The sequence below is a fragment of the uncultured Streptomyces sp. genome, from assembly GCF_947488945.1.
In the GTDB taxonomy this organism is placed as follows: domain Bacteria; phylum Actinomycetota; class Actinomycetes; order Streptomycetales; family Streptomycetaceae; genus Streptomyces.
The window spans coordinates 1-20,571 of record NZ_CANLBS010000028.1 but is presented as its reverse complement, the minus strand read 5'-3'; the positions used below and the strand labels follow the sequence as shown (position 1 = coordinate 20,571).

Genomic DNA, 20,571 nt, shown 5'->3' with positions numbered 1-20,571 from the left:
AGGCGGGGGGTCTCCCGTGGGACGCGTCGGCGGGGGTGCGGGCCGTTCCGAGGCGCGGGGTTCGGTGCTGGGTACGCGGTCCGCCGCCGTGCGGGCTGGCGGCGGACCGTCGCCGGGGCCGCACCTCCACCCCGCGGGGGTTCGGGGTGGAGGTGCGGCCGGGGCGTGCTGCGCGGTGTCCGGTCCGGGCGGCCGGTGGGGCGCGAGCGTCGTCGCTCCCCCGGCGGGCCGGCCCACCGTCCCCGGTCCGGCGGCGGTTTCGCGCCGGCCGCCGGACCGGGGACGGGTCAGGACCGGAGAACGGTCAGGCGCCGGTGGGCGGTCAGGCGCCGGCCGCGACGGGGACGCCGGCCCGCAGGTCGACGTCGATGGTCTGCCGGTACAGGCGCAGCCAGTTGCCGCCGCAGAGCTTGGCGATCTCCTCCGCGGAGAAGCCGACCTTGGCCAGTCCGTCGGGGATGTTGCCGAACTGCGCGGCGGTCTCGAACCACTCGGGGTCGGGCACCACGGGCGACTGGCCGGGCTTGCCGGCCCCGTACTCGGGGCCGCGGGTCCAGTGGCCCTTGCGCATCTCGACCATGTGCTCCTCGGTGAGGAAGCGGCCGAGGTCGGAGCCGACGCCGACGTGGTCGATGCCGATGCGCTCGACCGTGCGGGCGACGAGCTGGCTCCAGCTCTCCACCGACGCGCACCAGTCGCCCGCGATGTTCGGGTACATCGTCAGGCCGAGCACCCCCTCGCGCTCCGCGAGGGCGTCGATGACCTCGGGGCGCTTGTTGCGGGCGTGGTCGAAGAACTCGCGCGGGTTGGCGTGGTTGATCGCGACCGGCACGGCGGAGGCGTGGATCGCGTCGTACGAGGTGCGGTCGCCGACGTGGGAGCAGTCGACCACGACACCGCAGCGGTTCATCTCGGCGACGGCGTTGCGGCCGAAGCGGGTGAGGCCCGCGTCGGTCGTCTCGTAGCAGCTGGCGCCCAGCGTGTTCTGGATGTTGTACGTGAGCTGCATGACGCGCAGGCCCATGCGGGCGAACAGCTCGATGTGGTCGAGCCGGTCCTCGATCGGGGACGCGTTCTGGGTGCCCATGAGGACCGCGGTGCGGCCCTCGGCGGCGGCCGCCTCGATGTCGGCCGTCGAGTAGGCGATGCGGATCAGGTCGGAGTTGTCGCGCTCCAGCTCGTACCAGTCGGCGAGCGCCTGCATGGTCTCCGCGGCGTTCTCCCAGAACGCGATGGTGTTGGTCACGCAGTCCACGCGGCCGGCGCGCAGCTCCTCGAAGACCGTCCGGTTGAAGATGCCGCACTCGAGTCCGTCGATGTTCATCGCTGCTCCTTTTCGTCGGTGGTGGCCGTGGCCCCGGAGGTGTCGCCGACGAAGTCCACGTCGTCGGTGAGGTCGGGTTCGATCACGCCGTTGTCGTCGACGGCGGTGGCGCCCGCGTGCTTGAGGGAGGTGACCGACTCCGGGGACAGGGCGCCGGCCGAGTCCTCGAAGAGGGACCACCACAACGCGGTGGGCGTCTCGATGCCGGTGCGCACCGCGCGGGCGGCGGGCAGCGAGCCCACCAGCGGCAGCAGACGGCGTAGTTCGGGGTCGTCGGGCAGTTCGGGCGCCCGGCGCTCCATCACCAGCAGGACGCCGTCGCCCGCCAGTTCCCCGGGGACCTCGGGCAGCCCGGCGGCGGGGGCGGCGGTTGGGGTGACGGTGAGGACGACGCCCCGGTCGGTGCCCTGGTGCTCCAGGACGGCGACCAGCTGGGCCCGTTCGAGGTGACCGGCCCAGAGCACGACCCGCTCGCCGGGCTCGGCCTGGAGCAGGTCGAGCAGGGCGGGGGCGACGACGAGGCCGCTCTGGCCGAGGCAGTCCACGACGAGCGCGCCGGGGGTCTCGGCGGCGATCTCGACCCGGCCGGCGTGTGCCCGGTCGGCGGCGGTCAGCCGGTCGGCGAGGAACTGCAGCGCGGGCAGGCCGGCGGCCTGGGCGTGCAGCACCAGGTCGCGCACGGCGGGCACCGCGCCGAGGGCGAGGCCCTGCGCCTGGAGGAGGCGCTCGGTGATCAGGCGCAGTTCACGCAGGGAGAGGTGGAGCGTCTCGCGGTCGGAGGCGTTCTGCCGGGTGCGGCCGAGGCGGTCGGCGGCGCCCTCGGCGCCGGTGGTGAGGGTGGCGGAGGTCATCGGGAGGCTCCGTTCGGGGCGGGGCGGGGCGCGGTGGCGTCGAGGGTGACGGTGTCGGCCGGGCGCGGGACGGAGGGCCAGAACCAGGGGCGGTCGCGGTCGGCGGCGTCGAGGTCGGCCGCGGTCGGGGCGCCCTGGAAGATGACGCCGCGCAGGTCGCGGCCGAGGTAGTCCTTGGTGCGTTCCAGGCCGTAGAGCGCGGCGTTGGCCAGCCGGATGAGCTGGGCCGGCACGAAGGCGGCGTCGCGGATGTTGGCGTGCGGCAGCGCGTAGTCGTACGGGGCGAGGGTCTGGAGCCGTTCGACGGCGGAGCGCAGGTCGGGGCGGCGGGCCAGCAGGCGTCCGACCGGGAGCGCCGGGTCCTCGGCGGCGAGGACGCCGTCGAGTTCCTGGACCATGCCGGGGATGTCCACGGTGAGGTCGACGGTGCCCTCGGGCAGTTCCTCGGTCGCGCCGCAGCGCGGCTCCTCGGCGGAGCGCGACTTGTACCAGGTGTGGGCGGTCGCCCCGGGGGCGGTGCGGTCGACGGCGAGCGCCCAGGCGTAGCGGTCGGCGAGCAGGTCGCGCAGCGCCCCGGCGGTCGTCGAGCCGTCCCGGCGGAACGTTTCGCTGATGGTGAGGCCGGCGGCGAGCCGGTCGGACTCGGCCGGGTCCAGTTCGGTGAGGACGGAGTTGACGACTTCGGCCGCCTCGGGACAGACGCCCTCGACGCGGTCGGTGAGTTCCCCGACGGTCGGCACCCGGCCCCCGGCCGCCGCGGCGGCGGCGCGGGCCGCGACCGCGTCGAGCACCAGCCGCAGGTCGGCGACGATCCGGTCGGCCGGGGTGAAGCAGGTGTACTCGTTGACGTCCTCGCCCTGGTAGACCGCGGCCCGCTCCAGCAGGGAGACCAGCGTGTCCGCGACGGCGGAGCCGGGGGCGGCCGGCAGCGCGCGGCCGTGGGCGAGTGCCTGCTCGCGGAGCGAGATCCAGCGGTCCACCAGCACGGGGTGGTTGCCGACCCAGAGCACCAGGCCGAGCGCCGAGCTGTTGCCGACGCCCAGGAAGCGGCGCACCTCGGGGTCGAGCGCCACGGCCTGCCCGGAGCGGCGGGCGGCCATCGCCTCGACCAGGTCCGCGCTCAGCTCGCGCATCATGTACGCGGACAGCAACTGGGCGTGGTACGGCACCGCGAGCGGGTGGTCCTCGCCGTACGCGAGGAAGGTGCGGGTGCCGAAGGTGCCGTTGCCGTCGAGGCCGATGTTGCGCATCAGGTAGCCGACGCGGGCGAGCGCCACGGTGTCCGGCTGCTGCCCCCCGGCGAGCGCCTCCACCACGTGCTCGAAGACCCGCAGCGAGCGGTTGGCGCGGCACCAGGTGAGGGTGTGCCCGGTGGCCCGGCCGTGGTAGAGCCGCGGCATCTCGTTGCGGGTGTGCTCGACGTCCTCCGCGGTGGCCGGGCCGTCCATCAGCGCGCCCATCATGTCCCAGCCCAGGTCGAAAATGCGCAGAGTGCGCTCCTGCGACGACGGCGGGAAGGCGAACGCGACGAAGTCCATGACCCGGTCGGCGGTGTGGATGCGGTAGACCGCCTCTCCGCTGCCGTCGGCCTCGACGGTCAGCGAACGGCGCTCGACGCGCCAGCCTTCCCGGAGCATCCGGTTGACCAGGGACCGGGCCGAGGAGAGGCGCCCGGCCTGCAACGAGGACAGGGCGGAGGGGGTCATGATCTCGGCGGCCGGCCGGCTGCCGGTCCCGTCCCGGGTGGGCTGAGATGCCACGGGGAGGTTCCTTTCTCACGAGTGGTGCTGTGCGGCGCCGGCCGCGGGAGAGCGGTCGGCGCGGGCGGCCTGCGGGGGCGGCCGCCGGGGGGTCTGTGGGTGGCTCTGGGAGTGGCTTTGCGATGGTTCGGGGTTGTTCGGCCGGAGGTCCGGCGGGGGCGGTCGGCCCGGCGTCATCCGGTCGCGGGCACACGGGCCGGGCCGGGATGCGCTCCCGGTCGGGCACGGGGTGCGGCGCGGCCCGTCCGGTGGGGGGGGCGGGCCCTGCCGGGTCCCGGCAGGGCCCGGGGAGACCGGGTCCGGGGGCCGATGGCGGGGCCCGATGGTGTTGCCCGTACGCGCCGCCGCCGGTGGTGAGGGGCGACGCTTCACGACGCGCACCCCGGTCGGGGCCGGTGGCGCCGGTGGGCGGGTGTGGCGGTGATACCTGATGGTGCGGGTGGTGCTTGGTAATGCGGGTGATGCGGGTGGTGCGTCTGGTGTGAGTGGTGCCGTTGGTGCGGATAGTGCCTGTTGGTGCGAGTGCTCCTTTATCCGCGGGTGCGAGAGGTGCGGGTGTTGCTCCTGCTACTCCCCCGAGGCCCGGGCGGCCGACCCGCCCCGGGGCCGGGGTGCGTCCGGGCCGGGCCGTGGGCGGTCATCTGCGCCCGGAGACGATGGCGGTGACCCTGGCCGCGCAGGCCAGGGTGGACGCCGCGGCGGCCTCCGCGTCGAACCGGACCATGGGGCCCACCACGGACAGGGCCGCCAGCGCCCGCCGCCGTGCGTCGAAGACCGGCGCGGCCACGGCCACCGTCGGCTCCAGCCGGTTGGGCAGCGAGAGGGCGTACCCGTCGCGCCGGATGTGCTCCAACTCCTCGTCCGTCGCGGTGGGTACGCCGGCGTCCCGGAGCGCGTCGAGGTCGTGCGGCAGCGCCCATGCGGTGAGCACCCGGCCGGAGGCGGTGTCGGAGATCGGCATCCGCGCCTCGATCCGGGCGTCGACCCGCAGCAGCCGGTCGACCTCCACCCGCTGCACGATGCGCGCCGAGTCGCCGTCGAGCACGGCCAGCGAGACCGTCTCGTCCACCTCGGCCGCGAGTTCCTCCAGCGCGGCGGTGGCCCGGTGGCCGAGCCCCGCCTGCGTGAACGCCGCGTCTGAGAGCCGGGAGACCCGGAGGCTGAGCCGGTAGGTCCCGTCCTCGGCCTGCTCGATCCAGCCGCCGGCGCACAGCGTCACCAACTGCCGGTGCACATAGCCCCGGTTCCCGCCGATACGGCGCGCCAGCTCGGAGGCGCCCACGCCGCGGGGCTCGTCGGCGAGGGCGGCGAGGACCTCCAACGTCTTGAGCGAGGAGGTGAGGATCTGCGTTACCACTCTGTCTCCTATAGGAGGACACCGTCTCTTATGAGACACCACACTGTGGCAGCGCATTCACGAAGCAGTCAATGCCCTTTGGCGGAAAAACATCCGACGGCCCGTCAGTGAACCCAGAGAGGCGGAAGAACTTTCGATTCACTGGCGAACAGCGCGAGACAGCCTGGAAATCGAAGGCCTCACGAGGAATTACGTCCGCCGGGGCGCACTCGACGATGGATGCGATCCGCCTTCCATACGGAGACGCCACCGGAGGAGCGTCTCCGGTGGGAGGATGGCGATCAGGAATCCGTCTTCCATAAGAAGACGCGCCGGACACCCGACTTCGGGGCCACCCGAACCTCCGTCCACGCCTCCCGGAGGCGAGAAGAGGTCGGACCACCGGACGTCCACCGCACCGCTGCCGAAGCAACCCGCGGACCCCGCTGGAGCACGAGAAACCAGGGGCGCCCAACTCCCCGCACACGCCCCGTACCGCCGGGGCGAGCGCCCCTCCCCGGCACCGCCCCACCGGGTCCGCACCCCCGGTACCACCCCACCGGCCCCGCGTCCCCGCCCTCACCTCCCCGCCCTCACCTCTCCGCCCTCAACTCGCCGCCCGCAGGGAGACGTCAGCGCCGCACGCAGGACAGAACGACCACGAGCGGCCAGAACGACTGGGCGAAGGTGAGGACCCGCTCGGCCGCACCTGCGGTGTCCAGGACAAGCAGGGCGAGTAGGAACCAGCCCCCGCCGAGCCACATCAGGGCGCTCGCCGCGGCGGACGGGCCGATCCGCAACCCCCAGGGTGCGGTGGCCGCGAGGGGCGAGGCTTCGGCACCGGGGCCCGCGGCAACGGCCTGCCGCGTACGCCGGGCGAGCAGCGCGGTGCGGCGTCGTACCGCGAGGACCGGCCAAAGCGCCAGCAGCGAGAAGCCCACCGCCACCACGACCCCGTGGGCGAACGAGCCGCCGCTGCTCGGCGCCGGGAAGACCGGGAGCAGCATCGCGGTGACTCCGCCGCCCGCCAGCGCCATCCGTCCGGCCGGGGCCGCGGGCCGCAGACCGCAGGCGGTGACCACGTGGCAGGTGCCGAGCGCGATCAGGGCCGAGGTCATCACCCAGTAGCCACCCGCCCCGTCGGCGGCGAGGAGGCTGATCGTCGCCGTGGCCGGATCGTAGCCGGGCCCTTGCAGCACCTCGGCGATCGACCAGCCGGCGACGAGCAGGAGCGGAGCGGAGACCGAGGAGAACAGAACCCACCGGGGGACGGATCGCACCGGAGCACGGTAGAACGCCGGGCCCGGCGCCGCCGGAAGCACACGCGGAAACGCGGCGATCCGTCCGACCGGCCGCAGCACACTACGGAAAGTGACCGGGGTGCCGGCTGCGGCACGGGACCCGACGCGACCGCACCCCGCGCGTGCGTCCACCGAAGCGCGCCACCCACCTGCCCTTTTCCCGCGCGACAGGCCACCAGAGGCGCGACGGCCCCGGCCGCACTGGGCCGAACGGGGCACTTATCTGATTTTTATCGTGTCACGCCGCGTTCTCGCGCCGATCCATGTCAACCCTTAGGCGATCAGGTGATCAGTACGACAATCACTCCGGCTTCGAAGGAGCCCAGCATGCGCATGTCCGCTTCCCTCCGTTCCCGTAGCGCCCGCACCGGCGGACTGATGGCCGCCGCCGCGGCGGCGGTCGGCGCGACCCTGGTCGCGGCCCCGGTCGCCCAGGCCCTCCCCGGCGACAGCGGCACCATCGACATCGCGTCGGTCGGCTGGCACTCGCGCGGCGACCGTGCTGGGGTCGAGGTCTGCACCTTCGTGCTCTCCGCGAGCAACTTCGAGTCGTTCCCGGCCGTGGCCTGGACGATCACCGAGCAGCCGCCGACCGTGCCGCCGGGCAACACCCTCCTGGGCACCCTCCCCCTGGTGAACGGTCAGGCCCGCAGCCAGGCCTACCTGCTCCCCGAGGGCACGTACCAGCTCGTGTGGGTCACCCCGGCCGGCCCGAAGCAGAAGAGCTTCGAGGTCGACTGCTCGCAGCGCGGCCAGGGCGGGAGCCGCTCGGAGGGCAACAACGAGCAGGGCTCGTCGCAGTCGGGATCGTCGCAGTCCGGCTCCGAGCAAGGCGGTTCCGAGCAGGGCGGCTCGGAGCAGGGCAGCTGGACGAAGCCGTCCGGCGCGGTTCCGGCCGGTGGCGGCGGCGTCCCGGAGATGGCCAACGTCGGCGCCTCCAGCGACTCCAGCGTCGGGACCACCGCCGCGCTCGCCGCCGGCGCCGCCGGGATCGCGGGTCTGGTCATGGTCCGCCGGAGCACCCGCCGTCGTGTCCGCAACGAGGCCTGACGCCCGCAGCCGAAGGCCGCGACGACGCGGGCCGAGCCGCGCGGTCCGTCTCACGACGACGCTGAGCCTGGCCTGCGCGTTGGTGACCGGCATCGTCTGGGCCGGTTCGGACACCCCGCCGGAAACCGTCGTCCACGGCAGCGACGCCGCGGGCGGCGGTGCCCCGCCGTTCCGGCGGGCGCCGCACGCACCACCGCGGGAGGTACCGGTCTCCCACACCCCCCTGGCACCCTCCCGGCCGCTGAAGGTCGCCGTGCCCGCGCTCTTCATCGAGGCCCCGGTCGTCGGACTGGGCCTCGACGCGAAGGGCCGGCTCGGGGCCCCACCGCTCAACAGGCCCCGCCAGGTGGGCTGGTACCAGAAGGGCCCCTCGCCCGGTGAGGCGGGAACCTCCCTGATGGTCGGTCACCGCGACACCCGGACCGGACCCGCGATCTTCCTCAACCTCAACGCCCTGCGGCGCGGTGACACCGTCAAGGTCACCCGGGCGGACCGGAAGACCGCGGTGTTCACCGTCGACGGGGTCGAGACGTACCGGAAGGACAAGTTCCCGGACGACAAGGTGTACGGGGCCACCGGGCGCCCGGAGCTCCGGCTCCTGACGTGCGGCGGACGCTTCGACAAGAAGGCCGGTTACTCGGCCAACGTCGTCGTCTTCGCCCACCTGACGTCCCTCACGAAGAAGGCGGCCTGACCACCGGGCCCGCCGCACCGCACGGACCGGCCGGTACCTCGGGGGCGAGGTACCGGCCTTCCGCGTGCGAACGGCCTGTACGAACGGCCTGTGCGGGCGGCCCGTGCGGCCCCGCGGGGCCCGGTCCCGCCAGGAGCGACGGCACGGTACGCCCCGCTCCCGGACCCGAGAACCGTCCCCCGGGAAAGCGCCGGGAATGAAACTGTCCGTCCGTGCTCATCAATATCGGCCGTGGTGGCCGATATTGCGCGCCTTGGCGAGGAACTGCCGTGCCAGGTATGGGGAAAGTCAAATCTGGCAGACAATACGGGCATCGGGGGCGCGTGAGCGCGGATACGAATGTCGCACAACTGAGTGATTATGTGAGGATGGGGCCGACCGCGAAACCGGAGACATAGCCACGGGGGCCGTACTGTGTTCTGTCGCTACTCCCACCTGCCGTCGAGACCCTCCGGAGAATGCGCGGGACGCCATTCCTTCCGGCGGCGGGCCACTCGCGCTCCCTGCGCTCCCGATCCGATCGCCCGGAGCGCGTATCACCCGGAAAGACCGGGCCGTCGCCCGACCGGCATGCCGTCCGCGGCGGGTGACGTGCCGACGCACGCTCTTGGACCGTCCGCGTGCGACAACATCGGCTCTTGTCTCCCGAATCAGGTGCTGAACAATGGTGCAGCGTGACATCGAAGTGAAACTCCTGCGTACGCTCGTGGCCATTGTCGACGAATGCGGCTTCGCCCGCGCGGCACAGGCACTGCACGTGACACAGCCGACGGTGAGTCAACAAATGCAGCGCCTGGAATCGATTGTCCAAGCCCCTGTGTTCCAGCGCGACAAACGCCCCTTGCAGCTCACGCCGGTCGGCCGGGAACTGGTGGCCCATGCGCGCCGGGTCCTCATGCTGAACGGCGAAGTCCTCAGCAAACTGTCCGCGATACAGAGCGATCAGTCGTTCAGCATGGGGTGTTCGGTGCACCTCGCCGACGGGTTGCGGAACATGCTCGGCCGGCTCGCTGCGGAACGGCCGCACCTGCGGTGCGCGATGACCACCGGTCTCAGCTCCGCCCTCGCCGACAGACTCGCCCTCGGGGAACTGGAGGCGGCGCTGCTCCTGGGGACGCGGACCCCCCGCAGCGAGGTGCTGGGCCGGCTCCGTCTGGCCTGGTTCGGCGACGCCCCCCTCGCTTCCGGGAAGAGCTTCCCGATGGCGTTCGTCAGCGAGCGTTCGGCGTTGAGCGTACGGATCATCGACACGCTGGCCGAGCACGGGGTCGCCTGGCACTCGGTGCCCTGGTGCTCCGACCCGCTGTCCATCCGCGCCTCCGTGCAGGCGGGCCTGGCCTACACGGCCCTGCCCGCCGACACCCACCACAACCACCCCTCGCTGCATCCGACCCCGGCCCAGGTCCTCGGCCCCCCGCCGGAACCCCTCCTCGTCCACCTGGGCTTCTCCGCCACGGCCGGTGAAACCGTCCGGGAGGCCGCGCGCGCCGTGGCCCGGGCGACGCTCAGCGATCTGCCCCTCGTACCGCTGTGAGGCCGGCCGGCCGGGGCGGCCGGTACACCCCCGGGGGACGGGGGTGTACCGGCCGCACCGGGCGGGTCAGTACGAGGTCCGGGCCGCGCCCCGCTGGACCAGCTTGGGTCCGTAGGGCGCGGCGTCCAGCCAGGCCCCCGCCCTGAGTCCGGCCGAGGCCAGCGCGGCGGCCGCCCGCCGCCGCAACCGCACCGAACGGCGCTCCGCCAGCATGTGGTCGAGCGCCGCGGCGGCACAGGCACGGTTGTACTCGGCGGCCTCCTTGCGCTCGTCGGCGAAGCGGACGATCTCCGCGCGCGCCGCGACGGGGTTCTCCGCCGTCAGGGCCGCCCGCACGGCCTCCACCGCCCGGACCGCGTCGGGGATGCTGGAGTTCATGCCCCGCGCCCCGAACGGTGCGAAGAGATGGGACGCCTCTCCCGTCAGCAGGACCCGACGGTGGGCGTCCGTGAAGGTGGCGGCCACCTGCTGGGCGAAGCGGTAGGTGGACACCCAGCGCACCCGCTCGCCGTAGGACCGCGGCATGACCCCGGGGATCCAGCGCCGCAGTCCTTCGGGCGAGATGAACTCCTCCGGGTCGTCGTCCACGAAGAGGTTGAGGTCGACCCGCCAGCCGCCGGCGAACGGGACGATCAGCACGTTGCGACCACCGGCGCCCGGGTGGTGGTAGTGGAACACCCGCTCCACGGGCAGCGGGTGCGCGGGGTCGTCGTCGAGGTCCACCACCACGAAGGTGTTGCGCGAGCGCGGCCCCTCCAGCGGACTGCCGATGGCGGACCGCAGCGGCGAGCGCGACCCGTCCGCCGCGATCACGTAGTCCGCCCGCCACTCGGCGCCCGAGGCGTCCACCAGCCGCACGCCGTCGGGGCCGCTCTCGGCCGACGTCACCTCGACGCCCCAGTGGAACTCCACCCCCTGTTTGTCGCAGGCGGTGGCCATCAGGTCCTCCGTCCGCACCTGCGGCAGGCTGGTGAACGGCGGCAGCCCTTCGCGGTCCGACGTCGGATAGGTCCGCGCGTATATCTCGCGCCCGTCCCAGAACGACCGCTTGGTGGACCACATCAGGCCATGGCCGGCTATCTCGTGACCCAGCCCCGGGCTGAGCCGCTCGAGCTCGCGCAGTGACGCTCCGTGCAGGTACGCGGCCCGGCTGCCGGGCCGCACGGTGTCCTGGACGCGCTTGTCCAGGACCACGGCGGGCAGACCGGCGGCGCGCAGCGCGAGCGCGGCGCCGAGGCCGGCCGGACCGGCGCCGACGACCAGCACCGGATGACGGGGCGTCGGTCCCGTGCCGCTGCTCATGCCCCCTCCTCCTCGGCCAGGTGAACGGCCTCGGACGTGAAGGAGACGATGCGGCCGTCGAGACCGCCCGTCAGCATGGCGTGCCACAGGGCAGGCCGCATGCCGGTCTCCTCGCGGCGCAGGACCACTTCGCGGCCCCCGGTGGTCAACCGCAGGTAATCACCGACCCGGTCGACGTCCATCCCGGCGGTTCGCGCGGTGTGGACCACCGGGTCGAACTCCGGTACGTCGAGCACGTACACCGACACCGTCATGCGCCCGGCACCTCCGCGTTCTTGCGTATGAGTTCGGCCTTCCGACGCCACAGCGCCTGTGCCGAGGGGTTGGACGACTCCGCGACGTCGGCGAGGGCGGCCAGGGTCAGCTCCGCGTCGCGCGCGTCGATCCCGGACATCTCGCGCAGCGGCCGGGTGATCTCCAGTTGGATGCCGTTGGGGTCGTCGAAGTAGATCGACTCGATCAGCTCGTGCCCCATCGGCCGGGTGACCCTGACCCCGTGGGCCTTCAGCCGGTCCCGCCACGCCAGGAGTTCTTCCTCGGTGTCCACGTGGAAGGCGACGTGGCGGGAGCGGTGCATCAGGTCGCTCGGCGGTTCCTCGTCCGGCAGGCCGAAGTAGTAGAAGAACGCGATCCGGTTCCCCCGGCCCATGTCGAAGAAGAAGTGCACGAAGTCCGGGTAGTCCTCGGTGACCCAGCCGGTCGCCGTGATGGCGTGGACGAGGGGCATGCCGAGGGCCTGGGTGTAGAACTCGTGGGTGGCACGCGGTCTCCACGTGACGAAGGCCAGATGGTCGACGCCGTCCAGGCGCAGACCCGGCTGCCAGGCCTGCGGGGACGGGGACGGTGATGCGGTCTCCAATGTTCCTCCTCGTGCGTAGGGGCGGGGACGGCAGGGACCGGCGTGCCACCGGTGCGGCGGGTCAGCGTGCCGCGGTGGTCTTTCCGCGCAGACCGTTACCGGCGATGAGGGCTCCCACCAGCAGGGCCGCCCCGCCGGCGACCAGGGCCCACCGGGTCCCCTCGGCGTTCGTCGGGGCGAGGTTCAGGATCACGCCGAGGGCGGCGACGCCGAGTGAGGCGCCGACCTGTCGGGCCGAGTTGAGTGCCCCCGCCCCGATGCCGGCGAGGTCGGTCGGGATGGAGCTCGCCATCCCGGCGACCAGGGCGGGCAGGGCGAAGGAGATCCCGAACCCGAAGGCAAGCAGACCCACCACGGTGACGGTGAAGTCGACGGCGGAGTCACCGGTGAACGGCGCCTGGAGCAGTGCGCCGACCCCCATCAGGACGAAGCCGATCGTCGCGGGGCGGCGCGGGCCGATGCGGCCGACCAGCCGGCCGGTGTAGATCGGGTTGAAGGCGGTCGGCAGGGTCAGGGGAAGGAAGGCGAGTCCGGCGCTGAAGGAGGAGTAACCGCGGCTCTCCTGGAAGAACAGCGACAGCACGAACAGGAGCCCGGACAGACCGAAGTTGGCGAGCAGACCGGCGGCCAGCGCGGCGGAGAACCCACGGCTGCGGAACATGCGCAGCGGCAGCATCGCCGCGTCACCGGCGCGCGCCTCGGCGACCAGGAAGGTCACCACCGCGACCAACGTCAGCGCGAAGGCGATCAGCACGCCGGCGTCCGACCAGCCCTTGGCGGGGCCCTCGATCAGGGCGTACACCAGCGCCGCCAGGGCGACCACGCCGCTGAGCTGTCCGGTCAGGTCGAGGCCGCTGCGCTGCTTGCGCGCGGTCTCCGGTGCCAGTCGCACCGTGATGACCAGGCTGATCACGGCCAGCGGGACGTTGATCAGGAAGATGGCGCGCCACCCGACCGTGTCGGTCAGGACGCCGCCCACCAGCGGGCCGGCGGCGAGCGCGGCGCCGGTGATCGCGGCCCAGGAGCCGACCGCCCGCGCCCGCTCGGCCGCGTCGGTGTACGCGTTGGTGATCACGGCCAGCGAGGCCGGGAGCAGCAGTGCCCCCGCCACGCCGAGGGCCAGGCGCAGCACCACGAGCGCGTTGAGCGTCGTCGCCGCGGCGGACACTCCGGAGAGCACGCCGAACGCCACGAGGCCCCACAGGAAGGTCCGCCTGCCGCCGTACCGGTCGGACAGCCAGCCCGCCGTCAGCAGCAGTGCGGCGAAGGTGATGGTGTAGCCGTTGGTGACCCACTGCAGCCCGCTCAGCCCGATGTGCAGATCACGGGAGATCGCGGGGAGCGCGACCGAGACGATGGTCATGTCGAGCAGCACCATGAAGTAGCCGAGCGAAAGCCCCACCAGCAGAGTGCGCGAGGGCTTGCCGGTCGGTTCCTCGCCGGGGACGGAAGCCCGCTGCGGTTCCGCCTGCGTTGCCATGTGTTTTCTCCTCGGTTGAAAAATCGGTCTTTCCGTCGCCGGAGCCGGGCCCTCGGGGACGGACTCCTGATTCAAGCGGACGCAGAAGCGGAATTGACGGCTGTGGCGGAGGGAATACCCTATGAGTGCCATCGGTACGGCCGATGGTTCGGCAACTGAGGGGCACAAGCATGGAGTTGCGGCATCTTCGGACGTTCGAAACGGTGGCTCGAACACTCAGCGTCACGCAGGCGGCCCGTGAACTGCACTACGCCCAGTCGAGCGTGAGTGACCAAATCCAGTCGTTGGAGCGTGAATTGGGCGTCGACCTGTTGGACAGGTCGCAGCGCAGGGTCCGACTGACGCCGCAGGGCGCGGTGTTGTCGGAGTACACCGACCGAATTCTCAAGCTTCTGGAGGAGACGCGGTGGGCGGTCTCCCGGCCCGGTTCGGAACTGGCCATCGGCACGCTGGAGACCGTGGGACTGCACCTGCTGCCGGCCGTCCTCTCGTACTACCGTTCGCTCTACCCGCAGTCCCGGGTACGGGTGGGGCAGGACAGCCGCGGCGCGCTGTACAAGGCGGTGCGGCGGGGCGATCTGGACCTCTGTCTGACCTTCGGCGACCCGCCGGCCGATGCGAGTCTGCGCTTCGAGACCCTGGCCGAACAGCCCCTGGTCGTCATCGTGCCTCCGGACCACCGCCTCGCGGAACGCGGACGGGCGGCCCTGCACGAGCTGGTGGCGGAACCGTTCCTCGCCACGGAACGCGGCTGCGGATTCCGGGAGATGTACGACAACACCTTCGGCTCCACGCCGTCGAAGGAACCGATCGCGGAGGTCTCCGGCATCGGCACACTCGGCGCCTGCGTGGCGGCCGGGATGGGCTGCGCGCTGCTTCCGCTGATCTCGGTGCGCGGGCAGGCCGACCGGGGTGAGGTGGCCGTCGTGGAGGTCGGCGACACCGATCTGCGCACCACGGTGACCATGACGTGGCTCGACCGCAATTCCGCGAACCCCAGTCTGGCGGGCTTCCAGGCGGTGCTGCGCAAGCAACTGGGCGGCTGACAGCGGGCTGCGCCCCGTCACGGCCGCACGGCCTGCGGTTCGGGTGCCGCCGGAGCGGGCCGCGACCCCGGCACGCCCGTCGGCACGGCGGCCCCGGGGACCGGCGCCGCGGCCCGCGGTTCGGCGAGCGGGGGCAGCGGCATCGCCTTCAGCCGGGAGCGGGCGATCTTGCCGGTGACCGTCGTCGGCAGGGCGTCCACGATCACCAACTGCTCGGGCAGCTTGTAGGTGGCCAGCCCCTTGCCGGACAGGTGGGCGGTCACCTCGCCCAGCGTCAGGCCGCCGGCGCCGTCGCGGAGCGCGGCCACCAGACAGGAGCGCTGCCCCAGGCGCGGATCCGGGCGTCCCAGCACCGCGTGCTGGGCCAGCTGCGGAAGATCGTCGAGGAGTTCCTCCACCTCCGACGCGCTGAACTTCAGCCCGCCCCGGTTGATCAGTTCGTCGGCGCGCCCCCGGAAACGGACCGAGCCGTCCGGGTCGAGTGCCGCCAGGTCCCCGGAGCGGAGCCAGCCGTCGGCGGTGAGCGCGGCGCGGGTCAGCTCCGGGGCGCCGTGGTATCCGCGGAACAGGTAGGGGCTGCGGTACTGCAGCTCGCCGGTCCCGCCAGGCTCGACGGGGGTTCCGTCCCGGCCCACCACTCTGACCTCCGCGCCGGAGACCGGCCGCCCGATGGTGGAGGCCGCTGCGGGCGGATCGCCGGGGCGGGTGAAGGTACCGGCCCCGACTTCCGTCATCCCCCACTGCACGACGAGGTGGGCGCCCGTCGCGCGCCGCACCTCTTCGGCCAGTTCGCGGGGGACGGGAGCACCACCGGTCCGCACCTCCCGCAGGCCGGCCAGGGTCCCGCCGCCGGGCATCTCCTCGCGCAACACGAACAGCAGATCCCGCAGTTGGGCCGGGACCGCGAACGCCGCCGTCGCCGACGCGGCGCGCAGCACCTCGACGAAGCGCCGCGCGTCCCACCCCTCGAAGAGGCCGACACGGCCACCGGTGACCAGTGCCAGGTGCACCGAGAGCAGGCCGAACGCATGGCTGAGCGGGCTCGCGGAGACGACCGTGTCCGATGCTCCGAGACCTCCGTCCCGCGCCACGGCAGCCGCGTTGCCGAGCAGTCCCGCGTGGCTGTGCACGCACAGTTTGGGTCTGCGGGAGGTCGTGCCGGAAGAGGCGAGGAGCATCAGCGGCGCGTTCGGGTCCTGCGGGAGGCGCTCCGGGCCGCTGCCCGGGTCCGGGGCCTCGTCCAGCAGCGCGGACGAGTCCGGGAGACCGGCCGTCCCCGGTCCGGGCGCGCCGGGGTCCGGGGAGTGCGCGGAGGAGATCCAGACCTGCCGAAGGGAGGGACAGTGCCCGCGCAGGGCGACCAGGTCGGCCACGCGGTCCCGGCCGCGGTGCGAACCGCGCGCCACCAGCGCGACGGCGCCGGACTGCTCGATCAGCGACCGCACCTCGTGCGTGCCGTAGTTGGCGTGCAACGGCAGCAGCAGGGCGCCCAGTCGGGCCGTGGCCGCGTGCAGCACCACCAGCTCCCACGAGTTGGGGAGCTGGGTCGCCAGAACGTCTCCGGCCCGCAGTCCCCACCGGTCCAGCGCCCCGGCGGTCCGTTCGGCCTGGAGCCGGCAGTCCTGCCAGGAGCGCCACCCGGTGCCGTCCCACACGGCGGGTCCCGTGCCACGGGCCGCGGCCCGTTCCAGGGCTTCGGTGAACGTCACGGGCGCTGTCGTCGATTCCGGGTGGGGAGTACTCACGAAGATCCTCCGTCTGCGGCAGAACGAACATGTGCGGGATTGCCGACACGGATTGTGGACCGCGGTCGAGGGAATCGTCCAGGCAGTCCCCCATAAATAATGGTGATACCGGCCGCCCGGGAGGGATAATTAGAATTCTTTATCCCACCGACGCCGGCCGGCGTCCGACACGGATTTTCAGGCCTCCACGCGCGCGGGTTCGGCCCAGCCGATCCGTCGCATCGGCTGGGCCGAACCATGCCCCTACCGATCCGTGCAGATGAGTGCTGGCACGCACAATTGCGCGCCCACCTGTCCCTTTTGGGCGCCGGATCGGTAAGAGAATCGAATGCGGACGAGCGGGAAGCCCGTCCCGGACCCTCCTTGGGCCCGGCTCGGGCGAAGCCGTTCGGTGATACCGATGGGCCCCATCGGTAAAAGCGAACCATCGCGTTTTCCCGAAGGATCCGCTACGTTTCCGGGGCCGGCTCGGTTCCAGTCGAGCATTTCTTGGTTTTGCGACCACAGGTGGTCTTGCTGAGCGAATGAGAACCGCCCCAGAATGTCGACGGCCCCGACGCAGGAGGTATCCATGTCCGATTCCCGCCCTTCCGGTAAAGCGAATGAACACATGCGATCCGCCCATGCAACGGAGAAGGAAAGCGCCTTCTCCGCCGTCGACCTGGAACGCCTCCAGGACGCGATCCGCGACGCCCGCTCCGCATGGACCGCGCCGGCGGCGTCGCTGCTCGCCCCGGTGGAGACCGACGGGAACGCCGCCGCTCTGACCGAGCGGAACTGTGTGTTCGACCACTGCGCCGTGCTGCTGTTCCCGAGCACTCTCGCCTCGGGCCTGCGTCATCTGGAAGAGCGGGGTCTCGCACCGATCCCCACCGTGCCGAGCACCGTGGTCCGCCGAAGACTGAGTGAGCGTTACGGACTCGATCCGGCCCAGTGCCGCGTACACATCACGCGCATACGGCCCGAGTTGCCGGACGGGGCGCGGCACGCCTCGGTCGAGGTGTTCCTCTTCCCCCGCGACAGCACGGCGTTCGACCGGCGCATCGAGGAGACCGAGGCCGAGCAAGGTTTCGAGCAGCACACCGCGTTCGTGTTCGGCCGTCCGACCGCGCCCGTGCTGGAGAGCCTCGTCGCCGCCTGGCGCGCCGATGCCGGACTGCTGTGGGAGGGCGGCGGCCACAACCCCCACGAGGGCCCGCGGGGATCGACGGTCATGTACTTCGTACGCGACCACACGCGGCCCGCCCGCCGGCGCCGGTTCGAACTGCACTGCGCCGGCGACCTCCGGGATTTCACCTCCCGCATTCCCCGGGAGACCGAGGCCGTCCGCCACGCCTACACCGCGTGGCGCCGCACCGAGCAGGTCGCACAGCTCTGAGAACCGTCCCGGCCCCCAGTTCCCTTCCTCCACGCACCCAGGAGCACATTGTGTTGCGGAACGACATACTGACCGCCAGGAATCTGGCCCTCACCCCCGAACTCCACGACTACCTCCTCGACCAGGGAAGAATGACGCCCGACGCGGTGCTCGCCGAGCTGATCGAGCTCACGCACAAGGCCGTACCCGATCAGGCGCACATGACGGTCGCGCCGGAGGAGGGCGCCCTGCTGACCTTCCTGGTACGCCTGCTCGGAGCGCGCGACATCGTCGAGGTGGGCACCTTCACCGGGTACTCCTCGCTCTGCCTGGCTCGCGGGCTGCCGCCCGGCGGCTCACTGATCACCTGCGACGTCTCCGCCGAATGGACGGCTCTCGCCCGCGGCTTCTGGGCCCGTGCCGGAGTGGCCGACCGCATCGAGCTGCGGCTGGGGGACGCGCTGGACACCCTGCGCGCGATGCCCGCCGAACCGCACCTGGACCTCGCGTTCATCGACGCGGACAAACCGGGTTACATCAGCTACTGGGAAGAGCTGGTCCCGCGGCTGCGGCCCGGCGCGCTCCTGCTGGTCGACAACACGCTCTTCAACGGCGAGGTGATCGACGACGAACCCTCCGCGAAGCCGGCCGCCGTCCGGGCGTTCAACGAGCACGCCCGCAGGGACGACCGCGTGCAGTTGGTCATGCTGCCGCTCGCCGACGGTCTGACGATGGCCCGTCGGCTGCCGTCCGGCGAGCTCCCGATCTGATGGGGGGCGACGACGTGCGAACAGACCCACGCCCCCGGTTCCTCCCGCCAGGAGGCCACACGTGAGCGCCCCGACCAGAATCGGCTACTCGCTGCCCTCGCTGGGCACCGAGGGTCCGTTCGTCGAACTCGACGGGGAGTACCCCTGGGACCTGAGCGCGGCGGAGCAGCAGCCGGTCTGGGACGACCCCGTACAGGCCGCGGCCATGCGCGCCGAACTGGCCCGACTGCCTGGCCTGGTCACCTGGGAGGAGGTCCGCCTGCTGCGGACCCTGCTCGCCGAGGCCGCGGCCGGCCAGTACCTGGTGATCCAGGCCGGGGACTGCGCCGAGGACCCGGCGGAGTGCGAGCCCTGGGCGGTCATGCGCAAGGCCGGGCTGATCGACGCACTGGCCGGTGTGATGGTGGCCGGCACCGGCAAGCCGGTCGTACGCGTCGGACGCATCGCCGGGCAGTTCGCCAAGCCCCGCAGCGGGACGACCGAGACGGTCGACGGGGTCGAACTGCCGGTCTACCGGGGCCATCTGGTCAACGGGCCGGAACCCACTCCCGCCGCGCGCCGGGCCGATCCGACGCGGATGCTGGACTGCTACCACGCGGCGTTCCGGGCCGTCACCTACCTGCGGCAGCGCACCAGCGCCTGGATGCCGCCCACCGGCGCCCCGGTGTGGACCAGCCACGAGGCACTCGTCTTCGACTACGAACTGCCCCTGCTGCGCCGCACCGTCACCGGAGACATCCTGCTGGCCTCCACCCATCTGCCGTGGATCGGCGAGCGGACCCGGCAGCCCGACGGCCCGCACGCCATGATGCTGTCCCAGGTGGCCAACCCAGTGGCGTGCAAGGTCGGACCCACGACACGGCCGGACGATCTGCTCGCGCTGTGCGCCCGCCTCGATCCGAACCGCGAGCCCGGCCGGCTCACCCTCATCGCCCGGATGGGAGCCGGGGCCGTCGCCACCGCGCTCCCGCCGCTCGTCGCCGCCGTGCGCGCGGCCGGTCACCGCGTCGCGTGGCTGTGCGACCCCATGCACGGCAACACCGCCACCTCGCCCGCCGGTACCAAGGTCCGCCCGATGGCCGCGATCCTCGCCGAGGTCCGCGGATTCCTGCAGGCGGTCACCGGGGCCGGCGGAACGCCCGCCGGCCTGCATCTGGAGACGACACCGCACGACGTCACCGAATGCGTCTGGGGCGACGACCTCTCGGAGGTGGACGCCGCCGCCGGCCCCCGCGGGCCATCCCGCGCCCTGTCCTCCCACTGCGATCCCCGCCTCAACCCGGCGCAGGCCGTCGAGGTGGCTCGTGCGTGGGCCAACCCGCCCGCCTGAAATCCGGCACCCGCCGCACGCCCGGCGCCCGCCGGGCCTGTCCCACGCGTGTGCCGCGTCCCGAAGAAAGGAACACCACCATGAGTGAGACCGTCATCCGCGCCGAGGACGGCGCGGCCTTCATGATCAACGTCTTCGACGTCGATCCGGAGAACCAGAAGGAACTCGCCGAGGTCATGAGCGAGGGCGCCGAGAAGTACATCCGGCACCGGCCGGGATGCCTCTCGGTGAACCTCCTCACCAGCAACGACGGCAAGCGGCTCCTGTACATCGCGCAGTGGCGCAGCAAGGCCGACATCAAGGCCGCGCTGGGTGACCCCGACATCCAGGCCGTCCGGGAGCGCGCGGCGGAGCTGGCCAAGCCCGACGCGCACGCCTACACGGTGTACGCCCTCCACCACCCGGAGAGCTGAGCCGGGAGTTCTCCGCCGCCCCCCTCCGGGCCGGTACGGAACGGGCCGCACGGGCCCGTCCCCGGTCCGGACGAAGGCCTCCGGCGACCGAATGTCCGTCGTCCGGCCACGTGCCGGACGACGGCGTCCCGTCCTCCCCCACGCGGGCCGCCGCGCCTACCCACGGCGGCGGCCCGCGGGCGGGCACGGATGCGGTGTTCCGGACGAAGTCCGTTCCCGGCAGGCCCGGCGACCTCACCGGGCCCGCCCCCAGCCCCGCCCCAGCCGGCAGCCGCCGCAACCCGAGGGAGCCTTGTGTCCCGTCGTCTTTTCACCTCCGAGTCCGTGACCGAGGGTCACCCCGACAAGATCGCTGATCAGATCAGCGACACGATTCTCGACGCGCTCCTGCGCGAGGACCCCGCCTCGCGCGTGGCCGT

Annotated in this window: 19 protein-coding genes; 9 read left to right on the top strand and 10 right to left on the bottom strand. The window is 72.5% G+C overall.

Going from position 1 to position 20,571, the window contains the following annotated elements:
- Window positions 1-322: 322 nt before the first annotated feature.
- The 5 genes from Q0994_RS30405 to Q0994_RS30385 all read right to left on the bottom strand — a co-directional run bounded on the left by Q0994_RS30405 (window position 323) and on the right by Q0994_RS30385 (window position 6,551).
- Window positions 323-1,324 carry a membrane dipeptidase gene (locus tag Q0994_RS30405; RefSeq protein WP_299541183.1) on the bottom strand — a complete coding sequence of 334 codons (1,002 nt, stop codon included), beginning with the start codon at window positions 1,322-1,324 and terminating at the stop codon, window positions 323-325.
- On the bottom strand, window positions 1,321-2,175 hold the full coding sequence (locus tag Q0994_RS30400; RefSeq protein WP_299541181.1) for a hypothetical protein: 855 nt from the start codon (window positions 2,173-2,175) through the stop codon (window positions 1,321-1,323). The genes Q0994_RS30405 and Q0994_RS30400 overlap by 4 nt, the downstream gene beginning before the upstream one ends.
- Window positions 2,172-3,935 (bottom strand): hypothetical protein, encoded by a 1,764-nt coding sequence (locus Q0994_RS30395; protein WP_299541178.1) that lies wholly within the window; start codon window positions 3,933-3,935, stop codon window positions 2,172-2,174. The genes Q0994_RS30400 and Q0994_RS30395 overlap by 4 nt, the downstream gene beginning before the upstream one ends.
- Before the next feature lie 637 nt (window positions 3,936-4,572).
- Window positions 4,573-5,292 (bottom strand): IclR family transcriptional regulator, encoded by a 720-nt coding sequence (locus tag Q0994_RS30390; RefSeq protein ID WP_299541176.1) that lies wholly within the window; start codon window positions 5,290-5,292, stop codon window positions 4,573-4,575.
- A 611-nt stretch (window positions 5,293-5,903) separates the two neighbouring features.
- Entirely contained in the window at window positions 5,904-6,551 is a 648-nt protein-coding gene (locus Q0994_RS30385) for a DUF998 domain-containing protein (RefSeq protein WP_299541174.1), read from the bottom strand.
- 348 nt (window positions 6,552-6,899) lie between these two features.
- Between Q0994_RS30385 and Q0994_RS30380 the strand changes: the two genes are divergently transcribed.
- From Q0994_RS30380 to Q0994_RS30370, 3 genes are all read left to right on the top strand, one after another.
- Window positions 6,900-7,622 carry a hypothetical protein gene (locus Q0994_RS30380; RefSeq protein WP_299541171.1) on the top strand — a complete coding sequence of 241 codons (723 nt, stop codon included), beginning with the start codon at window positions 6,900-6,902 and terminating at the stop codon, window positions 7,620-7,622.
- Window positions 7,623-7,689: 67 nt separating this feature from the next.
- Window positions 7,690-8,316 carry a class F sortase gene (locus Q0994_RS30375; RefSeq protein ID WP_299541307.1) on the top strand — a complete coding sequence of 209 codons (627 nt, stop codon included), beginning with the start codon at window positions 7,690-7,692 and terminating at the stop codon, window positions 8,314-8,316.
- Between the two features lie 664 nt (window positions 8,317-8,980).
- Entirely contained in the window at window positions 8,981-9,850 is an 870-nt protein-coding gene (locus Q0994_RS30370) for a LysR family transcriptional regulator (protein WP_299541168.1), read from the top strand.
- Window positions 9,851-9,916: 66 nt separating this feature from the next.
- Here Q0994_RS30370 and Q0994_RS30365 read toward each other — a convergent pair whose 3' ends face one another.
- The 4 genes from Q0994_RS30365 to Q0994_RS30350 form a co-directional block, all read right to left on the bottom strand.
- A complete protein-coding gene (locus tag Q0994_RS30365) occupies window positions 9,917-11,152 on the bottom strand; it encodes an FAD-dependent monooxygenase (protein ID WP_299541165.1) in 1,236 nt (411 codons plus the stop codon).
- The gene (locus tag Q0994_RS30360) at window positions 11,149-11,406 is read right to left on the bottom strand and encodes a hypothetical protein (protein ID WP_299541162.1); all 258 of its coding nucleotides are present in this window, start codon (window positions 11,404-11,406) and stop codon (window positions 11,149-11,151) included. The genes Q0994_RS30365 and Q0994_RS30360 overlap by 4 nt, the downstream gene beginning before the upstream one ends.
- Window positions 11,403-12,011 (bottom strand): VOC family protein, encoded by a 609-nt coding sequence (locus Q0994_RS30355; RefSeq protein ID WP_299541159.1) that lies wholly within the window; start codon window positions 12,009-12,011, stop codon window positions 11,403-11,405. The genes Q0994_RS30360 and Q0994_RS30355 overlap by 4 nt, the downstream gene beginning before the upstream one ends.
- A 61-nt stretch (window positions 12,012-12,072) precedes the next feature.
- Window positions 12,073-13,491 carry a DHA2 family efflux MFS transporter permease subunit gene (locus Q0994_RS30350; protein ID WP_299541156.1) on the bottom strand — a complete coding sequence of 473 codons (1,419 nt, stop codon included), beginning with the start codon at window positions 13,489-13,491 and terminating at the stop codon, window positions 12,073-12,075.
- A 143-nt stretch (window positions 13,492-13,634) separates the two neighbouring features.
- Here Q0994_RS30350 and Q0994_RS30345 point away from each other — a divergent pair, with 143 nt between their 5' ends.
- Window positions 13,635-14,537 carry a LysR family transcriptional regulator gene (locus Q0994_RS30345; RefSeq protein WP_363325589.1) on the top strand — a complete coding sequence of 301 codons (903 nt, stop codon included), beginning with the start codon at window positions 13,635-13,637 and terminating at the stop codon, window positions 14,535-14,537.
- 17 nt (window positions 14,538-14,554) lie between these two features.
- Here the strand turns inward: Q0994_RS30345 and Q0994_RS30340 are convergent, their stop codons facing one another.
- Window positions 14,555-16,246, bottom strand: a complete 1,692-nt coding sequence (locus tag Q0994_RS30340) for a class I adenylate-forming enzyme family protein (protein ID WP_299541150.1) — start codon at window positions 16,244-16,246, stop codon at window positions 14,555-14,557.
- 646 nt (window positions 16,247-16,892) lie between these two features.
- Here Q0994_RS30340 and Q0994_RS30335 point away from each other — a divergent pair.
- From Q0994_RS30335 to Q0994_RS30315, 5 genes are all read left to right on the top strand, one after another.
- Window positions 16,893-17,660: a hypothetical protein gene (locus Q0994_RS30335; RefSeq protein WP_299541147.1), complete on the top strand. Its 768-nt coding sequence runs from the start codon at window positions 16,893-16,895 to the stop codon at window positions 17,658-17,660.
- A 50-nt stretch (window positions 17,661-17,710) separates the two neighbouring features.
- Window positions 17,711-18,409, top strand: coding sequence for an O-methyltransferase (locus Q0994_RS30330; protein ID WP_299541144.1), 699 nt, complete (start codon window positions 17,711-17,713; stop codon window positions 18,407-18,409).
- Window positions 18,410-18,560: 151 nt separating this feature from the next.
- Window positions 18,561-19,739, top strand: coding sequence for a 3-deoxy-7-phosphoheptulonate synthase (locus Q0994_RS30325; protein WP_299541305.1), 1,179 nt, complete (start codon window positions 18,561-18,563; stop codon window positions 19,737-19,739).
- Between the two features lie 80 nt (window positions 19,740-19,819).
- Complete coding sequence (locus tag Q0994_RS30320) at window positions 19,820-20,152, top strand: putative quinol monooxygenase (RefSeq protein ID WP_299541142.1); 333 nt, start codon at window positions 19,820-19,822, stop codon at window positions 20,150-20,152.
- Between the two features lie 294 nt (window positions 20,153-20,446).
- On the top strand, window positions 20,447-20,571 hold a 125-nt coding region (locus tag Q0994_RS30315; protein ID WP_299541135.1), incomplete at its 3' end, for an S-adenosylmethionine synthetase N-terminal domain-containing protein.